General features: G+C 41.8%; 24 protein-coding genes. 6 read left to right on the plus strand and 18 right to left on the minus strand.

Annotated features, from left to right (window positions below; translation table 11 throughout):
* Nucleotides 1-62: 62 nt before the first annotated feature.
* From MHB43_RS31945 to MHB43_RS31985, 9 genes are all read right to left on the minus strand, one after another.
* Nucleotides 63-392: a hypothetical protein gene (locus MHB43_RS31945; protein ID WP_339180754.1), complete on the minus strand. Its 330-nt coding sequence runs from the start codon at nucleotides 390-392 to the stop codon at nucleotides 63-65.
* Between the two features lie 31 nt (nucleotides 393-423).
* Nucleotides 424-906, minus strand: coding sequence for a hypothetical protein (locus tag MHB43_RS31950; RefSeq protein ID WP_339180756.1), 483 nt, complete (start codon nucleotides 904-906; stop codon nucleotides 424-426).
* Nucleotides 907-1,024: 118 nt separating this feature from the next.
* Nucleotides 1,025-1,429, minus strand: a complete 405-nt coding sequence (locus MHB43_RS31955; protein WP_405131064.1) for a hypothetical protein — start codon at nucleotides 1,427-1,429, stop codon at nucleotides 1,025-1,027.
* A 555-nt stretch (nucleotides 1,430-1,984) separates the two neighbouring features.
* Nucleotides 1,985-2,284, minus strand: a complete 300-nt coding sequence (locus MHB43_RS31960; protein ID WP_282319815.1) for a hypothetical protein — start codon at nucleotides 2,282-2,284, stop codon at nucleotides 1,985-1,987.
* A gap of 579 nt (nucleotides 2,285-2,863) precedes the next feature.
* Complete coding sequence (locus tag MHB43_RS31965; RefSeq protein ID WP_339180764.1) at nucleotides 2,864-3,460, minus strand: pentapeptide repeat-containing protein; 597 nt, start codon at nucleotides 3,458-3,460, stop codon at nucleotides 2,864-2,866.
* The gene (locus tag MHB43_RS31970; protein ID WP_339180767.1) at nucleotides 3,457-3,858 is read right to left on the minus strand and encodes an Imm7 family immunity protein; all 402 of its coding nucleotides are present in this window, start codon (nucleotides 3,856-3,858) and stop codon (nucleotides 3,457-3,459) included. The genes MHB43_RS31965 and MHB43_RS31970 overlap by 4 nt, the downstream gene beginning before the upstream one ends.
* Nucleotides 3,859-3,920: 62 nt before the next feature.
* Nucleotides 3,921-4,337 (minus strand): hypothetical protein, encoded by a 417-nt coding sequence (locus MHB43_RS31975; protein WP_339180768.1) that lies wholly within the window; start codon nucleotides 4,335-4,337, stop codon nucleotides 3,921-3,923.
* A 2-nt stretch (nucleotides 4,338-4,339) separates the two neighbouring features.
* Nucleotides 4,340-5,542 (minus strand): WXG100 family type VII secretion target, encoded by a 1,203-nt coding sequence (locus MHB43_RS31980; RefSeq protein WP_339180770.1) that lies wholly within the window; start codon nucleotides 5,540-5,542, stop codon nucleotides 4,340-4,342.
* Between the two features lie 392 nt (nucleotides 5,543-5,934).
* Nucleotides 5,935-6,192, minus strand: a complete 258-nt coding sequence (locus MHB43_RS31985) for a DUF3221 domain-containing protein (RefSeq protein WP_405132490.1) — start codon at nucleotides 6,190-6,192, stop codon at nucleotides 5,935-5,937.
* Between the two features lie 153 nt (nucleotides 6,193-6,345).
* Between MHB43_RS31985 and MHB43_RS31990 the strand changes: the two genes are divergently transcribed.
* Nucleotides 6,346-6,606, plus strand: coding sequence for a hypothetical protein (locus tag MHB43_RS31990; protein WP_339180772.1), 261 nt, complete (start codon nucleotides 6,346-6,348; stop codon nucleotides 6,604-6,606).
* 58 nt (nucleotides 6,607-6,664) lie between these two features.
* On the opposite strand, the gene MHB43_RS31995 is transcribed toward MHB43_RS31990, so the two are convergent.
* Nucleotides 6,665-7,210: a hypothetical protein gene (locus MHB43_RS31995; RefSeq protein WP_339180774.1), complete on the minus strand. Its 546-nt coding sequence runs from the start codon at nucleotides 7,208-7,210 to the stop codon at nucleotides 6,665-6,667.
* 282 nt (nucleotides 7,211-7,492) lie between these two features.
* Between MHB43_RS31995 and MHB43_RS32000 the strand changes: the two genes are divergently transcribed.
* The 3 genes from MHB43_RS32000 (at nucleotide 7,493) to MHB43_RS32010 (ending at nucleotide 8,941) form a co-directional block, all read left to right on the plus strand.
* Nucleotides 7,493-7,615: a hypothetical protein gene (locus MHB43_RS32000; protein WP_339180775.1), complete on the plus strand. Its 123-nt coding sequence runs from the start codon at nucleotides 7,493-7,495 to the stop codon at nucleotides 7,613-7,615.
* Between the two features lie 94 nt (nucleotides 7,616-7,709).
* The gene (locus tag MHB43_RS32005; RefSeq protein ID WP_339180778.1) at nucleotides 7,710-8,141 is read left to right on the plus strand and encodes an SMI1/KNR4 family protein; all 432 of its coding nucleotides are present in this window, start codon (nucleotides 7,710-7,712) and stop codon (nucleotides 8,139-8,141) included.
* 143 nt (nucleotides 8,142-8,284) lie between these two features.
* A complete protein-coding gene (locus MHB43_RS32010; protein WP_282319805.1) occupies nucleotides 8,285-8,941 on the plus strand; it encodes a DUF1871 family protein in 657 nt (218 codons plus the stop codon).
* Nucleotides 8,942-9,040: 99 nt separating this feature from the next.
* Here MHB43_RS32010 and MHB43_RS32015 read toward each other — a convergent pair whose 3' ends face one another.
* Nucleotides 9,041-9,856 carry an LLM class flavin-dependent oxidoreductase gene (locus tag MHB43_RS32015; protein WP_339180781.1) on the minus strand — a complete coding sequence of 272 codons (816 nt, stop codon included), beginning with the start codon at nucleotides 9,854-9,856 and terminating at the stop codon, nucleotides 9,041-9,043.
* A gap of 165 nt (nucleotides 9,857-10,021) precedes the next feature.
* On the opposite strand from MHB43_RS32015, the gene MHB43_RS32020 reads away from it, so the two are divergent.
* Nucleotides 10,022-10,369 (plus strand): helix-turn-helix transcriptional regulator, encoded by a 348-nt coding sequence (locus tag MHB43_RS32020; RefSeq protein ID WP_339180784.1) that lies wholly within the window; start codon nucleotides 10,022-10,024, stop codon nucleotides 10,367-10,369.
* Nucleotides 10,370-10,444: 75 nt separating this feature from the next.
* Here the strand turns inward: MHB43_RS32020 and MHB43_RS32025 are convergent, their stop codons facing one another.
* From MHB43_RS32025 to MHB43_RS32045, 5 genes are all read right to left on the minus strand, one after another.
* Nucleotides 10,445-12,139, minus strand: a complete 1,695-nt coding sequence (locus tag MHB43_RS32025; RefSeq protein WP_339180786.1) for a diguanylate cyclase — start codon at nucleotides 12,137-12,139, stop codon at nucleotides 10,445-10,447.
* A 336-nt stretch (nucleotides 12,140-12,475) separates the two neighbouring features.
* Nucleotides 12,476-13,246 carry an AAC(3) family N-acetyltransferase gene (locus MHB43_RS32030; RefSeq protein WP_339180789.1) on the minus strand — a complete coding sequence of 257 codons (771 nt, stop codon included), beginning with the start codon at nucleotides 13,244-13,246 and terminating at the stop codon, nucleotides 12,476-12,478.
* A 160-nt stretch (nucleotides 13,247-13,406) separates the two neighbouring features.
* A complete protein-coding gene (gene araA, locus MHB43_RS32035; RefSeq protein WP_133386379.1) occupies nucleotides 13,407-14,825 on the minus strand; it encodes an L-arabinose isomerase in 1,419 nt (472 codons plus the stop codon).
* Nucleotides 14,826-15,097: 272 nt separating this feature from the next.
* Entirely contained in the window at nucleotides 15,098-15,793 is a 696-nt protein-coding gene (locus MHB43_RS32040; RefSeq protein WP_036611813.1) for an L-ribulose-5-phosphate 4-epimerase, read from the minus strand.
* Between the two features lies 1 nt (nucleotide 15,794).
* A complete protein-coding gene (locus tag MHB43_RS32045) occupies nucleotides 15,795-17,411 on the minus strand; it encodes an FGGY-family carbohydrate kinase (RefSeq protein ID WP_339180792.1) in 1,617 nt (538 codons plus the stop codon).
* A gap of 434 nt (nucleotides 17,412-17,845) precedes the next feature.
* On the opposite strand from MHB43_RS32045, the gene MHB43_RS32050 reads away from it, so the two are divergent.
* Nucleotides 17,846-18,937, plus strand: coding sequence for a GntR family transcriptional regulator (locus tag MHB43_RS32050; protein ID WP_339185478.1), 1,092 nt, complete (start codon nucleotides 17,846-17,848; stop codon nucleotides 18,935-18,937).
* Nucleotides 18,938-19,095: 158 nt separating this feature from the next.
* Here MHB43_RS32050 and MHB43_RS32055 read toward each other — a convergent pair whose 3' ends face one another.
* Together MHB43_RS32055 and MHB43_RS32060 are read right to left on the minus strand one after the other, a co-directional pair.
* Entirely contained in the window at nucleotides 19,096-19,857 is a 762-nt protein-coding gene (locus tag MHB43_RS32055) for a leucine-rich repeat domain-containing protein (protein ID WP_339180794.1), read from the minus strand.
* A gap of 27 nt (nucleotides 19,858-19,884) precedes the next feature.
* Entirely contained in the window at nucleotides 19,885-21,828 is a 1,944-nt protein-coding gene (locus tag MHB43_RS32060) for a hypothetical protein (RefSeq protein ID WP_339180796.1), read from the minus strand.
* Nucleotides 21,829-22,097 lie beyond the last annotated feature (269 nt).

Genomic DNA, 22,097 nt, shown 5'->3' on the forward strand with positions numbered 1-22,097 from the left:
ATACCTCCTCCTCTAGAGTCAACTATTCAATTCTAATAACTTCCCATATAAAGCTACCAACCTCAGAATATATACAGAATTGTACTTTCACTAATAAATGCGCTAGGTAAAATATCTTGTAAATTTTCAATCCTACCCGTCATATAATCTAACTCACTCCCGTTTAAATGTTCCTTTGTCCACTCACTTAATCGTTTTAACTCAACTACAGCAGCTTCTAATTGGTGAAAATATATTTTAGATCCATCCCGAATCAGGGCTATTCCTAATTCATGTATTGCTGCCTCCCAGTACTCATCGTAAAATTCCTGAGTAGCAATATTCTCACTGAGTGTAAGTTCACAATTCCGATCTTCTATATCCCCGTTATATCTGTATAGACCTACGGACATTACTATCCCCCCAAGTTTGATCTACATGATCCTATTCAATGTTGCTAATATCTTGTACTGAAATATTTAAATGTCTCCAATACTTAAGAGGATAAGCTGAACCACCTACAACCATTTCACCTTGTCTTATGGTAAAACTCTCACCTCGTTCAAAGAGTTTTATCATCGGTTCGTAGAGGTCGATGTATTGAATGGCTTCATCCACTCCTTGATCTGCTAATTCGGAAACTTCTAAATAACCGTAGCAAATTACCTTCACATAAGGTTTTCCTAGCGTGTCGAGTTTTGAACAAGCTCGATATACCTTTTCATCTATAGCTTTTCCATGAATTTTAGCAAAACTAAGTAGGGGATATTGATCTATTGAAGCATCCATCTCGTTTAATAATTGATTAACGCGTCTAAGATATTCTTTAATCAAAACATGAGAAGAAGATTCTAGTGAGCTATCTTCTGTATCCTCAAATGAAATAGACGATAATCGTTCAATAGCTTTGGTCAGTAGCTGCCCCATGCGTTGCTCTCCTCTTGATTGACTATTAAACCTATTTAGAGTTACTTCAAAGGTAACGACTAAATAACGCAGCCCTAGCAACTGCGTTATCGTTTGAAATTATGTTCCTTAATCTCAATCAGACGTATTCAATATACACGATGCAACCGTTCGTTTTGGCTAATTCTAAAAATGTTGATATCTGATGTGCTACTTCTGGGAGAGTAGGAACAACGTTCTTAACATTCTCTATTTGCTCATCAGTTACTTTACTCACATTGAAGAACTTAAATAAATGAATAGCTAAATCAAGGTCCTGTATTTCCCATGGACTTCCCTCATACCAACCTTCATGGGCATAGTATTCTTGTAGAATACCATTGTCAGTAGACTCATACTGGCACATAAGATCCAATAATGTCTCAAAATATCCATTCCACATCTTTAGGATATTTTTCTCCGCAGAGTTTTCAAATACAATTAATATTTCCGGTTGCCCCTCGTAACCAACATAATAAAAGTCATTAACTTTATCTTCTATCATAGCTCAACTCTCCAACGCTCATAAAGAGCATCACCCTCGCTCTAATGAACTTAGGCACTCGCTTATTATACTCATTTCACCTATTTTAACCCCTTAAGAAATTCCTCTAATATTTTTCGGCTAGCAGTTCCTGCTCCTGAAATTGCATTATGCACACGATCTAATATTATAGGATGATTTATAATTCGTTGCTTATGTTCAGTAGATGTGTAACTTCTTAATGTATCTATACATATTTCGAATAACTCGCTGTCTTCATCAGAAAGTAGAGAAAGCAGGATTTCAAATTCTTGTGTGTGCTGTGTACTATCTAGACAGTAAGCCAGCTTTTTCTTCCAGTACAGTGGCTTATTTAACACCTCAATGGTTAATTATCCCAATCACTTTGTCCGAATTCCTCCAATGATTCTGCTGCTATAATACAACCGTCATCATACCAGGAATCAACTGTCGTCACAGCTGATAAAAGATTATCTAATTGTTTGTACATATTAAACATTAACCTCTATCTTAGTCATCTCCCAGTTTGATCCTACTTTCTGTATACCGGTAAGATTAATCCATGTAAGAAATGGCCGTCTTGATAATATTCGTTAATTTTAATTCAGGATATTTTTTATCACATTCCTTGAGGGTGTTGATATATTCTGTACTTTGGAGATTATAAGCTATTTCTTCAAACACCTCACTAACCCAAATAAGTTCGTCCTTACTACAGTTCTTGAGGAATTGAATCGTCTCATCTTCATTTTGACTTAGTATATTAATTAGTTCATCTCTGTATTGCTCGATTACTGGATCGTTCATATGAAGAGCCGCTCTTTTTCGTATTACTTCTCTAGACTCTTCGATCATTTATAGTGACCTCCATTTAGAAGATTCAGCCCAATCGTAATCAGACACCCAAAAATAGTCCGATCTATTAAGATTCAGGTATTCATAAACATTCGTTATTCTCTTCTTTATTAGTTTAAAGACTGTAGAACTGCTATGAACGGAGGATGCCCCGTTTCTTGGTTTTGTAACAAACTTGGTTTACGAAATCTTAGACTCGTCTGTAGTTCAATTACAGGTGCTTCAGCCCTGACTTCTTTAAGCAAAACTTTTATCCAAAGGGGGCACAAGGGTACTCTACAACCCAACATCTTTATAACAGAATCAATATCGAACTCGCGTCCATCTAAATTATTCGAATTTAACATTCCCCGGTAAAGATATTCGTCTGTAGAATTTAAAGATTTACCCCGCTCCTCAATCGTAGTAATTATGAATTTACTGGTTTCACCCAGTACTTCGTTATGATAGGTGGATAATTCATCTACAGTTTTTAGTAAGTATTCCTTAAAAGAATCTAGGTCCATATATTTTATCAACATGCCTACTCCGTTAATTTAAATTCAATTCAGCACTTGTCTTTAAGATATAATTTAAAATTTATTCTTCCACGGTAGCTTCTAACCATTTTGCTGCATCTTGACCTAGAAGGACTGTTGGGTTGTCAGGAGTGCCGACATTAATGCTATGGAAATTCGCTTCGGTTATTCCTTTCATATTTTTCAAAGTTGCTCCATAGAATGAAACTCCTTCAAACCTCGATTCTCTTATATCTATATTTATTAATGAAGCGTTACTAGAGTCAGTTAGAGAGAAGCTACTTGCCGAAAAATTACAATCTATAATCGTAGCCCTTTTAAAATCAGCCTCCCAAAAATCACCTCTAGCAAATCTTAAACCATTCAAAGTTGCATTAGAAAATTCAGTATAAGATAGGTCCGACTTATAAAAATCACAATTCACTAATTCTGCGTCGTTATAAGTTGACGAACTTAAAACTGAGGCATGGAAATCCATGTTGTTCAGGCTAAGATTATCAAAATTACAGCTAGTCATATACGATTGTGCCAAACACACACCAGTTAACTCATAATGTTGAAAATCAACTTCCTGTAATCGTAGCTTCTCACCTTCTTGACCATTAGTCTCTAACCACTTTTTGTGAAGCTCAAATTTAAGATCTAACTCTTGTTTCATAGCTCTTCATCCTCTAGTGTAGGTATGAATGGGGAGAGAAACGGATCATTATTCTCCATTACTTTACCTCGGATTAAAGTGTAGACCTTAAACTGATTGAAGGATTCCGTATCATCACTATCTCTTACATAAAGAATTCCGTAGGAACCCGGAGCTATTTCACCTACCTTTTTCAACACTTCGGCGGGATCATACTTTGATACAGGTTTGTGATTATCTAGGCCCGCTATCCATAGTTGAAAGTCACCATTAACTGCTCTCACGTCCAAAACACCTGTAGGCCAATTTAGCACTTTTACATATTCTCGCAGATGTTGAATAACTAAACCATATTGATACTCATCTTCTTCAAACGACGCACACTCTCTAATGGTTGCCCAGCCATGATATTCATACATAATCTCTTCACAACCCCTCATCTGTATCTATGTGGGCTAGTTGACTATAAAGGTCATTATCTTTAATCTGTTCTTTCAATAATCGCTTTAAAGGGGGCATGTCCTGTTTCAACATTTCTCAGCAAAGTAGGCTTTCTAAACCTTAAACTACACTGTAATTTAAAGATCGCTGTTGTTTCATCTAAACCTATAAAGATTACATTAATCCATATAGGCACCATTGGCTCTAAACCGCAAAGAACATTCACCGTATTGATTAACGGTAACTGCTTTCCTCCTATATTATCCTCACTCAAAATATTCAATCGCATCATATCATCTGCACTATTCAATGGCTTATCCTTTTCCCTCACAGGCTCGATAATGAATCTATATTCATTAGATGTTAACCCAATTTCATTTGAGATTTCTTGAATTGTCTTTAATAAATTTTCTTTGAATATTTCTTTATTCATCTGTTTTATTTGTTCCAAAGTCATTCCTACTTCCCTGAAATTTTCGTACTTGAGACTTTAACAAGTTCATTGGTATTAACATATCCTGAAGGAGTTGTATCTATAGAGAATATTTCTAACCATGCATTTTTGGTTCTTACCCCAGCCTGTTCCAGAATTTGTGGAAATGCCCTTGTTTGTTCAACTGAGGGAGTGTAATGTCCAGATAAGTTAGTGATTCTTCTAACTTGTCCATCCGCATTTATCTTTAGCTTCCCTGCTGCTTGAACAGACTCACCATTTGCTAGAAAAGAATGACCTCTTCCTATATGAAGTTTGTTTTTCATGTCTACAACAAAATCCATCTCATTAAGTCCATTTACATCTTTCAGTCTTCCGCTCTCTATACTAAAGGTGAACTCTTTCCCAGCTTGAGCATCATCAGGAAACCTATTATTGATTTTTTGTGATGATACTATATTTCCCGGGCTCTTACCACCTGTACTTGCAGCCTCAATATGCTGCTTAATCTTCGCCACGGCTGGATTAGAAGCAGGCAATCGATAAGGCCCCTTACCACCCGGCATACTCCCGCGAACCATCTGAATCGCCATGAATATCTGACTAAACTTCAGAGAGGTCACCATCATCTGAGCATACTTATCGGATACAGGCTCTCCTGTCGTAGGATGAATGCCCATCTCAAATGCCTTGATCTGTAACGCAAAAATATCTTCCCCAGGCGGTTCAACGTTCACAGCTTGCATGCGATTAAAGTCCAGATTTCCCTGATCTCTCTGATACGCCTGAAGAGCAGCCTGATCCGCAACACCATTCTCGTTGACAGGCATCCATACCAATTTACCAAACATATTGATTTGCGCCATCCGATAGCCCTTGTCACCCGAACCTGAATCACCTGTTGACTTGGTCATCATAGCTGCGACACCGACTGCTCCAAACGCACCACCCAGACTTACCTTCTGAGCATCTGCATCTTGGAAACGCGTGGCGATATCCTTCAATTCCTTGGATGTATTCACCATACTCTCCAGCGCTTTATCCAGTATAGGTCGTGACTGCTCGAACTCATAGTAAAATCGCTCCTGCGTTGCGCCCATCCACATCATCTGAACAAACATGATCTGTCTCGTCAGATCACTTCGTATACTCTCCAACTGTTGTCTTGCTTGATCCACCTGATTCGATACGTGATGTAGTTGTTCAGGGGTAACTTTAATTGTACTCATACGTTTCTCCGCTCATTTGAAATAGGATTATCCTATGTTAGCAGAAGTGTAATATGTAAACTATCCAGCTAACATCCTGTTTTTACCATGGTAAAAACATAAGCTGTGCTCCTCATCGGTGCTATGGTCCTATATGCATATACCCACTTCAAGGCATATTCTACCAGTTCCAGTAAGCCCCCCCTACTTCATCTCCTCCAACATCACCCGATACCGTCCAATTTGCTCCTCTGTCGCCTCTTCTCTCAATGATTCAAAAGTGAAGTTTGACGTGCGAACTATTTCATGAACTAAACCACATACAGGTTTCTAAGAAAAAGGAAAGAAGAGTGTTGCACTAAATCAGCATAGACAACACTCTACATATATTAATTGATTTAAGTTACCTTGTTTTACTCATTTGCTAACTTAGTATATTTCTTAGCAGTGAGGATCCCGGGATACGATGTCTCTAAAGTATCATAAGTTATTTCTATCTCGTCCCCAACATTAAATTTAGACAGGTTTATACCACTAACCCAATATGCTTCACTATATTTGTTGGATTGTATTAATTTATTCGTATCTTCCTGAAAATCATCTGGTACCAAATCACTTATTACAAGAATTCTTTTGTTCGATTGATCAATCTCTTTTACATACCCTTGAATCCGTTAATCATTTGAATTAAAAATGGTACATGCACTCAATATAAATAACAGTGAACATATTAACAACACCTTCATAAATTTCATACGGACACACCTCCACCAGTAACCTCGACCTTCTATCCTGGCGATATTACACAGGTTGATTCTATTGAAATGATGAGTGGCAGTGATGGTACTAAAAGAACAACTACAGATCAAGTGCTGATTAAGGAATGGATTGAAAAGGTAAGCGATTTAGAAATCGTACTTGATCCAGATCAAGAAGATTCAACAGGGGTTTTGTACCATGTCACGATGTTTGAGCAGGGAAAAGAATTGCTGTACATGACACCTACCGATATGAATCATCAGCGAATAGAGCCGCAGTTGGAATTAGCTGACCGAATGTCGGAACTTTATGATGCCATAGAATAAGATAAAGTTCGATATGAAATTATCCATCGTAATCAACATTTTCATTAAAGTAGATTCTCTATGAAGTCAATTGCTTTACATCGTTTAACTTTTCCTGAAGTATTTGAATACTCGTACTCTGCAGTATGTCAGGATTCAATTCAGTAACAAAATCTAGAAACTGATGTGCATTTTTCATAATTTCTTCTGTAAAGGATGCCGAACTTACATTAACACCATTCCAATTTGAGTATCTAAATTCCTCATTTGGTTCAGTAATAAATAAGTCCAGAATAACTTCCCGATCAATACCTTCTACTAAACTAACTTGTAGTTCCACTCCCTGCTGTATAAACTCAAGCCACAAATTAGCGCTATCAGGAATTCGATAAGCAACATATTGATGTATTCTAATCTTCTGGACTATAGTCAGTAAGTCCACAAACCATCTAATAAGTCTTTCATTACCAAATGGACAATCGTCAAAGAACATACCGTACTTACTTCCGTTAAAATCCAATTCAATACTTCCCTCGATATCTTGTTTCGTTAGATCAAACCGCTTTGCAGACATTTGTTTAATTTCATCAAAGTTATCAATTGCTTTAAATGAAATAGTGAACATAATTGAACACCCTGACCTATTAAAATAATAATTATATATATGTGTACTATACGGAATTAGGCACAAACAATACACCTCCGTTTGAGATTTTCAGGAGAATGGGTACAAGCAAATAGAACTATAGGTCCTCACAAACAGCATCTAACATGGATTAAAATATAGTACAGATCAAGAACTGAGGATTGAGACGATGACAAAGATACGATAGTTATCTAAAAGCGATACAAGAACAAAATAACGGAAAAATACAACTATCTGTTGAACAATTAGAAGAATCAGATTTTGGAAGAAAGATATAATGAAATTTGTGAGTTAGGTATTGAGGATATACAGGCCTTGAACGATCATATAGAGGATTGGTTTAATTTAGAGAATAAAATGCCGATTTTCCCCGAAGATGAATGACTCATACTAAGAGGACCGTAATTACTATATTCCTTGAAATTAGTGGATCAAAAAACGAAGTAGCCAAAATGATTATCTCTAGGGAGTAGATCAAATGGTCGATAATAATAATGCATGGAGCACGGAGTATCCTCCTGTTGATATTCATACCGTAAAGACAGTGGAAAAGACTTGGGGTATACAATTTCCCTCTGAGTACATTCATTTCATAGAAAAATATCACGGTGCAGAACCTGCCCAACGGACGTTGAACATTAGTGGAAAAAAAGTGATGTTTTCTTCCTTCTTAACCTTCATCGCATTTGATGAGCTTGATATATTGGATCTATATAATGAGCAAAAGAACAACCTTCCTCCTAATCATTTTCCTTTTGCTATAGATGTAGAGGGTAACCTGTTTTGTTTTAATTACAGCCACAATTCTCAGCCTAATATTATCTATATTGAAACGATATATTCTTACAACACCTTGGGTGGTCATCTGGCCGCCACAGACTTTACAGCATTTATCCAACAATTTAATTAAACAATCTGACTTCATCCAGTAAGGATGGAGTCTATACTAGAATTCTTCAAAGGATGCTCTCATCAAGCTTCTGATATGGGAAGATGTTTATGTGACGACCAGACCCGAAGGATCAATAAAGAACTTTAAAAGAGGTGTTACATATGTTAGTTAAAAAAATAATAAACGATTGGGACCCCATTAATCTATTCCCCTACGCTCCTGAGGATGAATATGAGGAAGAGGTAACACAAATTGAAGAATATATTCGCACCGCCAGCTTGGACAAACATAACTTAGCTAAAGAAATATACACGATGTTCAGTGAGAAATTTGGGAGCGATATATTCACTGAGAGTTTAGAGTCATGTACAAATATTGCGAATAAAATTCTGGGACTGCCGCACTTCATAGGCTATACATTATCTAAGCTTCGTACCTACGAATGGGTCAGATATAATATGTTTGCAAGAGAGGATCTTTATCATCACACGCCCGGATTTTATTTCAGATTTTTCAATCCAGGGAAGATGTACAACGAATTAGCTACATGTATAGATGCTTTCCAGGGCGAGTTACAATGGAAGTTGTATCTTGGTCGTGAGACTCGCAACCATAATTACAGCTTGGAACCATATGAAGTATATCAGGCAAGATTAACGGACGAATATAAGAAAAATTATAATCTGAAAGGAATTTTAGGCGATAAGTATAACGAAATATGTGAAAAAGGGATCAACGACATTCCATCTTTAAGTGATCATATTGAAGATTGGTTTAATTTAGTAAATAAAAAGCCGATCTTTCCTGACCGTGACTAAGTATACGACTGTGACTCAGGTAAAATATAAACTGCGTATGATCAATTAAATCGTAGGCAGTCTTTTCAACGCTCAGAGTGTTTGTCTATTTTACCCAACTTAGATACGCTCCTGTCCTATCCCTTTCATAAATGCCCGATACCGCCCAAGCTGCTCCGCCGTCGCCTCTCCCCGTAATGACTCCAACAATGCTATGCACCTTATAAAATACCGATCCAACCCAAGCTTATCCGCTAACCGAATCACCTGCAAAATGAATTCCACGGCCTCCTGCGGTCTTCCCATCCACCGTTCATACAAAGCCCGCTGATAACAGTAATGGTACATATCATCGTTGTTTGAAGAATTCATTTTTGTGCCATCGCCCAGCATCTGATCCTCAAACAAATGTATAACTCGATCAATCTGCCACCTATGCCGCACTGCTGCTTCCGTAATCACTTTCAGACCCACCAACCATTCCTTAGGATGCTCAAGCAAAAAGTCCACAAACTCCTCCAGCAATTGCACCTGCCCGGCTTCAATCTCAAGAGCATACCGATTCACCTGTGCCTTATGTCTGAACTCCTGCACCACCTTCATACCTACCTCATCTAGAACCTCCATCCATCCTAGTTCTGCATATTGATCGATACATGCTCGCGCCTGGTCTGCCTGTCCCATCTTCTGGTGAGCCATACCCCGCATTAAGTGACTGAACCCGTAATAGTAAACCAAGGGACGCTCGATGTGTATATGTGGTGCAGGCACTCCCTTTGACTGAAACTCCTGCCGCTCTTCATGGAAAGACTGCACACATTGATATAACATGTCCGCCCTCTCCATCACCTTGTTCCAATTTTCAAAAGCCACAGCCATGTCCAACATTTCAACAATGATGTCCGGTTTGAGTGATTTCAGGATAGATTTTCGCAAAAGGAGATCCTCCTTAATTATCCATTTTCTTATAATTGTATAGATAAATCAAAAGAAGATCAATATAAATTGTACTTATAAGTACTTTTATTCAACAAAACAATTTGCACATATTAGTCTGTAAGGATTCTATAACCTCTTCTAACCTTAAGTGGAGGTGATCAAATGAGTTTACCAGAGGACGTAGGAAATCGAATACGTGAGTTAAGGAAGGCAAAAGGCTGGACTCAGGAACAACTGGCGGAAGCAGCAGGTCTTCATTATAGCTATATTGGTGGGGTTGAACGTGGAGATCGAAATATTTCATTGGAGACTTTGGAAAAAATAATGAATGGATTGCAGGTCAATGCTGAAGAAATCTTTAAATTTAAAGAAGACTCTGAGAACAAAAGAGCCTTGGATGAACATATAACTCTAATAAGTGGCAAAAGTACAGATACAATCGTATCATTGACCAAAATTAGCAAAGAAGTTTTAAATGCTATCGAAAAATCACATAAAATTTCCGATTAATATATCTGTACCAACATCATTCTTTAATACCAAAAAAGAGTGGATTGCGTCCCCACTCTTCTCTTATTTCTCTTCTCAAACAACTCCCCGCTCAAACTCCGCAAACTCCACTCTGTTCCGCCCATTCTGCTTCGCCTGATACAACGCCTTATCCACCGCAGCGAATAGATGCGTCAAATACCCCTCCGGGTTGTCCGGTACATGCACAACTTCAAAGTCCTCAAAGGAAAGAATCCCAATACTTATCGTAATGGACACTTGCATAATCTCGTGATCCACCATGATGTGGTTGGACTCCACAGCTGTTCTCACGCGTTCCGCGATCTGGTTCGCCAAATTATGCTCCGTGTGGGGAAGGTAGATCATGAACTCCTCCCCGCCATAACGCGTCAGTATATCGGTACTGCGAATCGATTGTTTGACGGCCTCCGTCGTGCGAACGAGCACTTCATCCCCGATGACATGTCCGTAGCGGTCATTGATGGCTTTGAAGTAGTCGATATCGAGCAGCAGGAGTGAAAATGGTGTTTTGTATTGAATATTGGTAATGACCTCGTGATTCAGATGTTGGGTCAGATAACGACGGTTGTAACAGTTGGTTAAACTGTCCGTCAGGGCGAGTTCCTCAAGTTTGCGATTGGCCTCGGATAACTCCTGACGTATCAAGTCTAGCGCCTGGTTTCGCTCCTGGAGTGTTACGTTCTGGCGATTCATCTCTTTCACGTAGAAACGCTCCTGCGAGACATCCTGGAACGTGAGAATATGACCGATCGGCACAAGAGCCGAATCCACAATCGGAGACGATTGCAGGATATAGTGCCGGATATTGTTGTCTCGCTCCACGATCACTTCAATGTGAGAGAGGGTATTTTCTTTTTTCTTATAATGATTGGCGAACTCCCGACAGCTACCCACAACATGAACAGACTCCAGAAAGGCTTCCATATCAAAAGAATCCCCCACATGCAGATCCATAAAGGATCGTGAGGCTTTGTTCGCTTCAACAATGACTTCATTCTCATCCAGTACCAGGATGCCATAAGGAATGGTATTGATTACGTCCTCATGGGCGATGGAGACCAGATCGAACACATTGTATCTTTTGATCACATAGACGAAGAAGAGGTCCGACAGAAAGATCCCCAGCGAAGTCATGCCAGGAATGATCGGCAACCAGCGGGCTAGAACGACATTCAGAATCGCATCAATCGTTGCAAAAACAGCTAACACCAAGATGCCCCACAGGGTAATTCTCACCTGTTTTTTGATCATGGCAGACTTCTGCGAAGAATACACCGCCCGGAATAGAACCACGAGAGAAGTCAAGAAATAGCTCACCAGAATAGTCATCACAACCCAGAACCAAAGGCCATAATCCCGCTCGATGTACCCGCCCTCCAGTGGAATGACGAATTCGTTCCATGGATTTGCGACCACACCTATAGCCCCGATCACCGCAGGGACAAATAGCAAGAAGGTTCCTTTTGCACTCAGACGCTCTGAATAACCGGTAATAAAGATCGTCAGTAGAAGCCACCCGCTTCCAAGCAAGGAGACCGCAACGAAAGATAAGGTAACGTAGAACAATTGCAGACCGGAATCATCCGTGAGCGTACTCGCAAATTGGCAGAAAGGCCAGAGCATCATCAACCCGTGAAACAAAAAGTACACCTTATGTAAGTTCGTAATTCTAACCGTAGCAAACACATATAAACCTACACCGAACAATAGGACAAATAAAAAGAGATCATACCATACTAATGGGTTCACGAATCTTCTCCTTCTTAGATGCTACAATGACAACGTGATTGCTCATAATTCTATGGGATACTTATATAAAACTTCAATAAACACCTATACAATACTGCTACGCCATACTTATTGGTTAATTTAACCATATCTTATCACACCACCCTAAGGGTGAGTAGCCCATACACTGGAAGTCTGACCAACCTCTGATCGAAATGCTGATCTATTTCTGATTATTTATGAATGCTTTTGAAGGTTTAGAGTACAAACAGGAGAGGAAGGTCATCTGCTCGGGAGATATTTGGGCATTTTCATGTGATTCATATTAAGCCATCCGGCTATCGGACGGCCCTTATATCATTCGGTTACTGCATGTAGAGGGAGGTTGTCCGTGAATAGATCGGGGTTATCCTTCAGCATTTCCGTGATTACCTCTGCCGTCTTAGCCGCATCACACACTCTTACGACCGCATCGCCGAGCTTTCCTTTACGCATCGCACCTTCGCGAACCAGCACCTCGTCTACTTTCCAGAAATGCTCCGACCATGGCAATCCACAATGTCTGCGGGACGGTACTGAAATCTGGCTTCCATCTGGTAAAACCGTATAAAGCATCTCATGCTCGTCCGTCATTCTGCCAGGGATGTCCACCCACTCTTCGACCCCATGAATAAATGTATTCCGCTTCAAATCAACGCCTACTAACAAGATCGTCGCTTTCCGATCAAGCAGTTTCCCCCATGCTGAACCTCTCGCACATGGTGTATCGAAGAGATGATCGTCCTTCGTAAATGCCTCTGCGTCCCGTCCCAGTGCTGCTACCGAGTGCGTTGGGTGCCACGAACGAACTACACCCGGACGTTTACGAAAAAGTTCAGGAAGAATACCGACACAACAGGTAGAATTTTCCACGTGGAACAATGGGTTATCTGCATTAATGGTAGACCATGTATGAGTGGGAAGCACCAACAATCCGTCTCTCATATAGTCGCTAAAGGCATCCAACACCGTGTCTGCTCCACCTTCAACCTCGCCTATACTTTTCATGGAAGAGTGCGTAAGCAACGTACCTTGGCGATCCAAACCAAGCTGCTCTAGTTGCTGCATCAAGCTTTCTTTTGTATACATGTCCTTCCTCCTTCATTTCTTACCCCTTTTCGATGAAAAAGCAAATCCTTGCTCAGCTTCACATCATGCTTCTCAGCATAACAAACAAAGGGCCGAGGGTTAACCCCCGGCCACAGAGAAAAAAATTGGTTGAGTTCAGGCAGTAGCTGCTGATCCACTTTTACTTAATAATAACGTACTCCAGATTCACCAGCTTCGCATACGTTACGATCTGATCTGTCGTCAAGTTCAAGGATACAACCGTATGGTGACCACCACCATTTTCGATCCATGCTTTCACTCCATCTTGGAAGTTAGGCTTCACGCTCCACAGAACACGTGCTACCGGCAGGTTAGGTGCTGGAACGGTTGGCTCAAATGCAGATACTTCATTGATCAGCAGTTTGTAATGTGTACCGAAGTCTGCCATGGATACCACGACACCTTCGCCTGCTTTGCCATCGAATACGAGACGTGCCGGATCTTCACGATCGCCAATACCCAGTGGGGACACGATGATTCTTGGTTTCGTGCTAGCCAGTGTAGGGTCTACTTCAAGCATGTGGGATTGCAGGATAGCTTCCTGTCCAGTGGCCATCTCGTATGTGTAGTCTTCCATGAAGCCTGTGTTCTCGTTATGGGCCATGATTTTCAGCAAGCGATCCAGCGCAGCTGTTTTCCAGTCACCCTCACCGGCAAATCCGTACCCTTGAGCCATCAGGCGTTGTACAGCCAGACCCGGAAGTTGTTTCATGCCATGCAGATCTTCAAAGTTCGTAGTGAAGGCACTGTATCCACCTTCGTCCAGGAAACGTTTAATTGCAATCTCATAGCTCGCTTGCACACGTACGCTGGCTTCCCAAGCTTCCTTGCTATTCGTGCCATAATCGAATTCATACAGGTCTCCGTACTGAGCGATCAAATCATCGATTTCCTGCTCTGTTACAGCGTTCACGTATTGCACAAGGTCGCCAATGCCGAAGTAATCAACGGTCCATCCGAATTGGATCTGTGCTTCCACTTTATCACCTTCGGTTACGCCCACGTTACGCATGTTATCACCGAAGCGCGCTACTTTGATGTTAAAGCTTTCATTATAAGCTACCGCTACGTCCATCCAGTCAGCAACCTGTTGTTGCACTTCTGGGCGCTCCCAGTAGCCAACAACGATTTTATTTTGTTTTCTCAGACGGGCATTAATGAAGCCGTATTCGCGGTCACCATGTGCCGCTTGGTTCAAGTTCATGAAGTCCATATCGATGGTTGCCCACGGAATGCTTTCGTTGAATTGGGTTGCCAAGTGAAGCAAAGGTTTTTGCAGCAATTTTGTACCACGAATCCACATTTTCGCCGGGGAGAACGTATGCATCCACGTAATCACACCTGCTACTTCGTCGCGATAGTTGACTTCCTTCATCGTACTCGTGATTTTATCTGCGCTTACCGCCAGATCCTGCAATACGAGCGGGTACGGCAGTACGCCACTTGCATTAAGCGCATCCGTGATTTTCTGTGCGTTGGCTTTTACTTCGCCCAGTGCTTCTTCTCCGTACAAATGCTGTGAACCGACCACAAACCAGAATTCTTTTGCTGCTGACATATAATCATCCTCATTTCATTATTTTATAGTTGAACCAATGGGTTTACACTAGCACACTGCGCAGCCAGAATAATCTTTCGATCGCTGGTTATCCCCGGATTTTTTTGATTCCCTTTTTTAAAGGGAAAATCCTGTGATAAACGCGAACGCTCCGCTTCTCCAGCTTTCTTCTGTCTTCTCCGTTATCGTGTAAAAAGTATAGTTGAACAAATCATTCCCACACTAAACCACTTGGAAGCCAGGACATGCTTCCAGTCACTGTTATAACCTAATTACTTCTGTCCGTAATACGCGTCTTTTCCGTGTTTTCGCAGATAGTGTTTATCCAAGATGCCTTGCGGCAGTTCTTTCGCGAAGTTATTTAATTGCCGCGCGTACAGGTTCATTTTGCACACTTCCTCCAGCACGACACTGTTCACCACCGCAGACTTGGCATCTTTCCCCCATGTAAACGGTGCGTGACCATGGAGCAACACTGCCGGAACAGCCATAACATCAATCCCACGCTGTTCAAACGTTTCAATAATGACGCGTCCCGTCTCTGCTTCGTATCCGCGATCAACCTCGTCCTGGTTCAGGAAACGTGCGCAAGGCACCGCCCCATAGAACGTGTCCGCATGTGTTGTTCCCATCACAGGTACGTCCAGTCCGGCTTGCGCCCAGATGGTCGCCCATGTGGAGTGTGTGTGCACGATGCCACCAATCTCCGAGTAATGCTTATATAGTACGGCATGTGTTGCGGTGTCCGAGGAAGGTCTCATCTCACCCTCCACCACGTTACCGTCCAGATCAACCACAACCATGTCGCTTGCTTTCATCGTATCGTAGCTGACGCCACTTGGTTTGATGACGAACAGACCACTTTCCCGATCGATTGCACTGACGTTACCCCATGTGAATTTCACAAGTCCGTGCTTTGGCAGTTCCAGATTCGCCTGGAATACCTCTTCTTTCAGTTGTTCTAACATGTTATTCCCTCCCGTTCTCTACCAGATGATCTACGGCTGATTGCTCAATCGCAAGTCCATTCCGGTAGCGTTCGATAAATGCTTCAAACCCTTTCACATCCGATGCATCCGGTGCCACTTCGACTCCCTCAACATCGTTAAAGACCTTCTGCTCCAGGAACACATCCAGGCTCTCCTCTTGATCCTTGTTGATCATGTACGATGCCAGAAGTGCCATACCCCATGCGCCGCCTTCACCAGCGGTAGACATTACCGACACCGGTACGTTCATCGCAGCAGCTACAATACGTTGTCCGACAACAGGGGTCTTGAACAGGCCACCGTGAGCCAAAATGCTGTCAATGGCTACATTCTCTTCTTCCGTCAAAATGTCCATACCCAACTTGAGTGCACCGAAGGCACTGAACAGATGTGCCCGCATGAAGTTTGCCAGATTGAAGTTACTTTCCGGGGAGCGGACGAACAATGGACGGCCTTTCTCAAGTCCCGTAATGTTCTCACCCGAGTAGTAACCGTAGCTGAGCAAGCCGCCACCATCAGGGTCTGCCTCCAAAGCCTTGTTAAACAACACGCTAAACAACTTGGCGTTATCCACTTCATATCCCATTGCTTGAGAGAACTCACGGAACAGTCCAACCCATGCGTTGATATCACTGGAACAGTTGTTAGCATGCACCATCCCTACTGGGCTACCATCCGGCGTGGTGACCATATCGATCTCGGGATACACTTTGGATAATTCCTTCTCCAGTACGATCATCGCAAATACGGATGTGCCGACGGAGATGTTCCCCGTACGTTTTCTCACGCTATTTGTTGCCACCATACCCGTTCCGGCATCGCCTTCTGGCGGGCAGAGCGGAATGCCTGCTTGCAGATCTTGCGAAGGGTCGAGTAACTTGGCTCCCGCTTCCGTCAACTCACCTGCATTCTCACCCGCGAGATATACCTTGGGCAGAAGGTCCTCAACTTTCCACGGATAACCTTTGCCTGCGATCTGTTCGTCGAACTGTTGGATCATGGATGGATGATAGTTATGTGTAGACTCGTCAATTGGGAAAATGCCTGAAGCATCGCCGATCCCAATCGCCTTATTGCCCGTCAGCAACCAGTGGATGTATCCAGCCAAGGTTGTCAGGTGATCGATCTGTGGCACATGCGCCTCTTCGTTCAAAATCGCTTGGTACAAGTGGGCGATGCTCCAGCGTTCCGGAATATTGAATTGCAGAAGATCCGTTAGCTCTCTTGAAGCTGCTCCTGTAGTAGCATTACGCCAAGTGCGGAAAGGTACCAGCAGTTCGCCCTCGCTATCCAACGCAATATATCCGTGCATCATGGCCGAGAATCCGATAGAACCAACCGTGCGCAGCGTGATTCCGTATTTCTGTTCCACATCTTGCTTCATCTCACGATAAGCCGTTTGCAGGCCTGTGATGATATCCTCCTGGTTGTACGTCCAATATCCATCTTTCAGGAGGTTCTCCCATTCATAACTGCCTGACGCGATGGTCTCAAAACGCTCGTCAATCAATACCGCCTTAATCCGCGTTGATCCAAATTCAATCCCAAGTGAAGTAGCGCCCGTGGTAATGGCTTCTTTCAAGTCCAATTGACTCATAATCACGTGTATCCCCTCTCCGGTCACGATTTCACATCCCAAAGGATGCATATATAAGGTGAAGCTTTTACCTATGGCGATAGCTAATGATGAATTTTGTATAGATACTTCCTGTTGTGTTTTCAAAGAATGCGCTTTCCTTTTCTGACAGCCTTAGTATATTTTTTGTACGTACATTTGTCAATAATATATAATAGTTATACTTACAAAGAGCACATATCGTGCTCTATTTGATTAATAAAAGGACTTAAATGGCTATAAATTGGCTATGCTGTAAGGTACACCTCTTTCTAAAAAGACCTGATATGTACGGTTTATTTCAAAAATTGTGCTGTTTTATATGCATTTAAACTGAATCATGCTAAAATATGTACGTACAACTATTTGAACAATAACGTTGATATAGATGAGTAACGATGAAAGAAGTGGACTACGTGAAGCCAAAATACCAGGTCATCATTGATGATATAAAGAGTCATATCCTCTCGGGGACATATAGCATAGGCGAACAGATCCCCACCGAGTTGGCATTACAGGAAAGCTACACCGTAAGTCGCCAGACGGTGCGGAAGGCTATTTTAGAGTTGTCAAACGAAGGATTTTTACGAAGCGAAAAGGGGTCAGGGACCTACGTTAGCAATCAGTATCGATCACGATCAGGCGTAAACACGTCGAAGAAAACGATCGGTGTAATCACGACATACATCTCGGATTACATCTTTCCGTCCATTATTCGCGGCATCGAGAGTCGTCTGAATGAGGACAACTACTCGTTACTGCTGGCCAGTACTAATAATGATGTAGCACAGGAGAAAAAAGCCCTCGAAATGATGCTCTCCTACGGCGTGGATGGCCTAATTGTCGAACCTACCAAAAGTAATCTCTACAATCCCAACATTGCATACTACCTATCGTTCAAGGAGCAGGATGTGCCGTTTACGATGATTAATGCATTTTATGAGGAGCTGGAAGTTCCTTTCTTCTGCCTGGATGACGTGCAATCCAGCTATCTTGCCACACGGGAATTGATCTCTAAAGGCCATACCCAGATCGGCATTATTGCCAAAATGGATGATCTACAGGGCAAGTACCGGATGAAGGGGTACATCAAGGCGCTGGGTGAAGCGAAGTTACGGTTCCATCCTGAGCAAGTGCTCTCCTTTGATACCGCATCGAAGCAAGAACTTTCCTCCAATGTAGCAGCGTATCTGGACGAAAACAGAGATTCTCTTACAGCAATCGTCTGTTACAACGACGAGGTAGGACTGGAAGTCGTGCACGCCTGTAGGCAACTGGGCATCTCGATCCCGGATGAGTTATCCATCATTGGACAGGACAATTCGTACATTGCCAAGAACGCCAACATCAGGCTAACAACACTAACCCATCCCCAAGAGCAGATGGGCCGCGATGCTGCCGACTGGGTGATCAAGAATCTGCAAGGCAAAAAGGATCTGCCAACGAACACCTACTATCAGCCGGTGCTGGTTGAGGGGGAGACGGTGAAGGAGATCGTAGTGGAATAATATTGTTGTGGGACGAGCGTTAAGTTGTTACCGAGCGTTTCTGTCCAACATAGTTAAAGAAGGCCGTCAGAATATCTGCGGCCTTCTTTGTTTTTGTTCAATATAATGAGGGATTAACTTCTTTCTTACATATACATATACATTTTCTCTAATCAAAACTACTTCGCCTGACCCTCTTCATCGCTTACCAGACTTACAACGACGCCTTTCTTCTCCAAGTTTTTCACAACCTGCTCTGCACGCTCATTCAACGGATTGTTAGCCAAATATACCTCTGTTAGATGTGGGATGGTTTCGAGCACTGTAATATCCTCGATGAGGTTATCTTCTACATAAAGGTACTCCAAGGTCGGATGATTTTTTAAAGGAGTTAGATCCTGAATTTTATTACCATTCATAATGACCCATTCCAGCTTTAACTTCTGAAGAGGACTTAGATCAGTCACCTGATTCCCACTGGCGAGTAGACTGGTCAGCTTATGCATATTTTTTAATGGAGTCAGGCTTTTGATTTTGTTATCGTCCATAACCAGATTTTGCAGATTAGTCAGACCTAAAAGTGGCGAGATATCTGCAATCTGATTGCCTTCAACAGCTAAGAACGTCAATTTCTTTAACTTGTTAAGTGGTTTAATATTTTTTATATTTTGACCAGGCAAGAATAAATCCGTCATATTAACGGCATGTTCAAGACCTTGCAGGTTAGAAATCTTATTTTTCGTTTCCATAGCATATATGGATTTTAATTTTTTCAAATCGGTAGCCTTTACTTCCTTCTTAGCCGACAGCTTCAAATCTGTTCGAATAACTTTGGCCAGGACCGGGTCTTTGATAAGCGATGCAGCCGAGATAATAGTGGTCGGTAATAGTACAAAAACCAAACATAAAACGATCATACTTTTGATGAATTGATTACGCATATAGAATCTCCCTTTAAGCATCTTAAATTAGTGGCTCCGTTTCAAGGAGTTGAGGTCAGCCGTAACGATTTTACCTGTATTTCCAAAGACGTACACTTTCCCTTTAAACTCCACCGCATCGTACCAATCGTCTACCGTCAAGACATCCTGCTTGGTCCATTTCTCAGCGTCATCGGAAAGGAAGATGGAACCTTCACTGCCAACAGCAATGAAGAGATTGCCCACGTATGAGATGCCAAAGAATCCAGTGTTCATTCCACGAGCATATAATTCATCACGGAACTCTGTCCTCGCCCATTTCTTACCGTCCTCTGAAGTCAAAATAACCGCACTCTGTGCATTCCCATAGTGACTGGCAGTGGTCACGACAAACTTTCCATCACCCCATACCACATCGAAATTATGTCCAGGAAACCGTGCCGGGATTTCGTTCCACTTCAGACCATCCTCGGAGACGAGCAAAAGCCCTTTTTCTCCAACGGCTACCAGTGTTTTGCCGTTTGATGCCATCGCATTGATTTTTTTCTTTACATTAGTGTTCAAGGTTCTCCACGTCTTCCGATCCTTGGAAGAAAGAATCGTGCCAGCCTCCCCTGCCACGTAATACGTATTATTGGCATATAACACACTCGTAAGTGATCGAGTTGTCGGTGATTTAATGACTGTCCACTTTACTCCATCAACAGAGGACATCATCTTCCCGTTATCTCCTACCGCAAAAAAGTCCTTCCCTGACCATACAACTCCCCGAAGTGGATACGCTTGATCCACATAAGAAGATTGCCATTTGCCAGCCGTGTTCATCTTTGCAGAACCCTGCGAGCTGACGGAAAGGAAGTTAAGCTGGCTACGATACCCACCCACCAGCACCAGCCTATCCTTGCTCACTGCTGCTTCATATACGTTACTCGGAAGCACAAAAGGATATCGCTTTGTCAGCTTCCATTTGCGCCCATCCGCAGATGTTTGAATACCAGCATCCGTAATCGTTATATACTGTTTGCCGTTGTAAATGGTAAAAAAAGGGTTTTGCTTAGGGCTAGTTGCAAACCCAGCATCGCTCCAGCTCTTACCATCCTTGGATGTCCAGTTGACCTCCTTCAGGACATGATTGGCTTTATTCACATATTCAAAACCAAACATATAAAACCTGTCCTTTGCCCAGTACACCTTGGACCAAAAGGCTTTGGACGATACGTATGTCCATTTCTGTCCATCCTTCGAGGTCATGATCGTTGCATCCCCTACAGCAACAAAAGCTCCACCGCCATAGGTCATATCCCAAACTTGCTCATAATTAGGCTGATTGGTCTTCACCTTTTTCCAGGTGATTCCGTCTTTAGATAACGCTACAACTCCGCCTTCATAACCTTGAGCTACGAAGGTATTATTGCCCCATGCTACGGCTGTAAAATTGGTGGAGATTCCTGTTTTTCGTTCGGTCCACGTTAATCCATCCTCTGAAGACAAAATCTTTCCTTCATATGTGGTTCCACCAACTGCAATATATCGTTTTCCGTTCCATACGGCGTCTTTTAAAAATCTTATATGTATTGGATTATTTAACTTCTTCCATGACAGACCATCAGTGGATGTCCATACGGTTACATTGTCTGTTTCCTCACGAAAACCCATGAATTCAGACTTTCCACGAATAATCAAACTAAAATCTACTGGATTTCCTGTATAGATTGTCTTCCATGTAACCCCATTCTTTGACGTTTTCACATAGCCTCCAGCAGCTGGCATCATATAAATCCCTCCACCATAGGCAATGGAATGGGAAAATCCACTATTTAACTCATCCAACGAAGACCAATTAAGGTTCAACTGACTTTTTACTACAGCATCCTCAATGTTCGCAACTTCACCCTCTGCCTGGGCAGGATCTACAGGAATTAGGGAAAACAGAAGGATCATAGTTAACAGCAGAGGTATTACTTTTAGTGAAAAAACTAGTGTACGACTCATGGCTATCTCCTTACATTATTTAATACTAGAAATATACCATGATCTGGAATGCAATACATCGATAATATGTTCATCCCTTTCTAATAGAAACCCCTAATATGATATGAGCCTTTACAATTTTTTCATTGACACTCCCTTTGATAAAAAGATATATTTATTGATGTTGATAATCATTATCAGGTATATAAAACGTTTTATATATCTATTTTATGCATCTTAAAGGATGTAACTGATCAATCAGGATGTTAAGCACTACCAAATATATTTTA

The sequence above is a fragment of the Paenibacillus sp. FSL H8-0317 genome (genome assembly GCF_045040685.1).
GTDB lineage: Bacteria > Bacillota > Bacilli > Paenibacillales > Paenibacillaceae > Paenibacillus.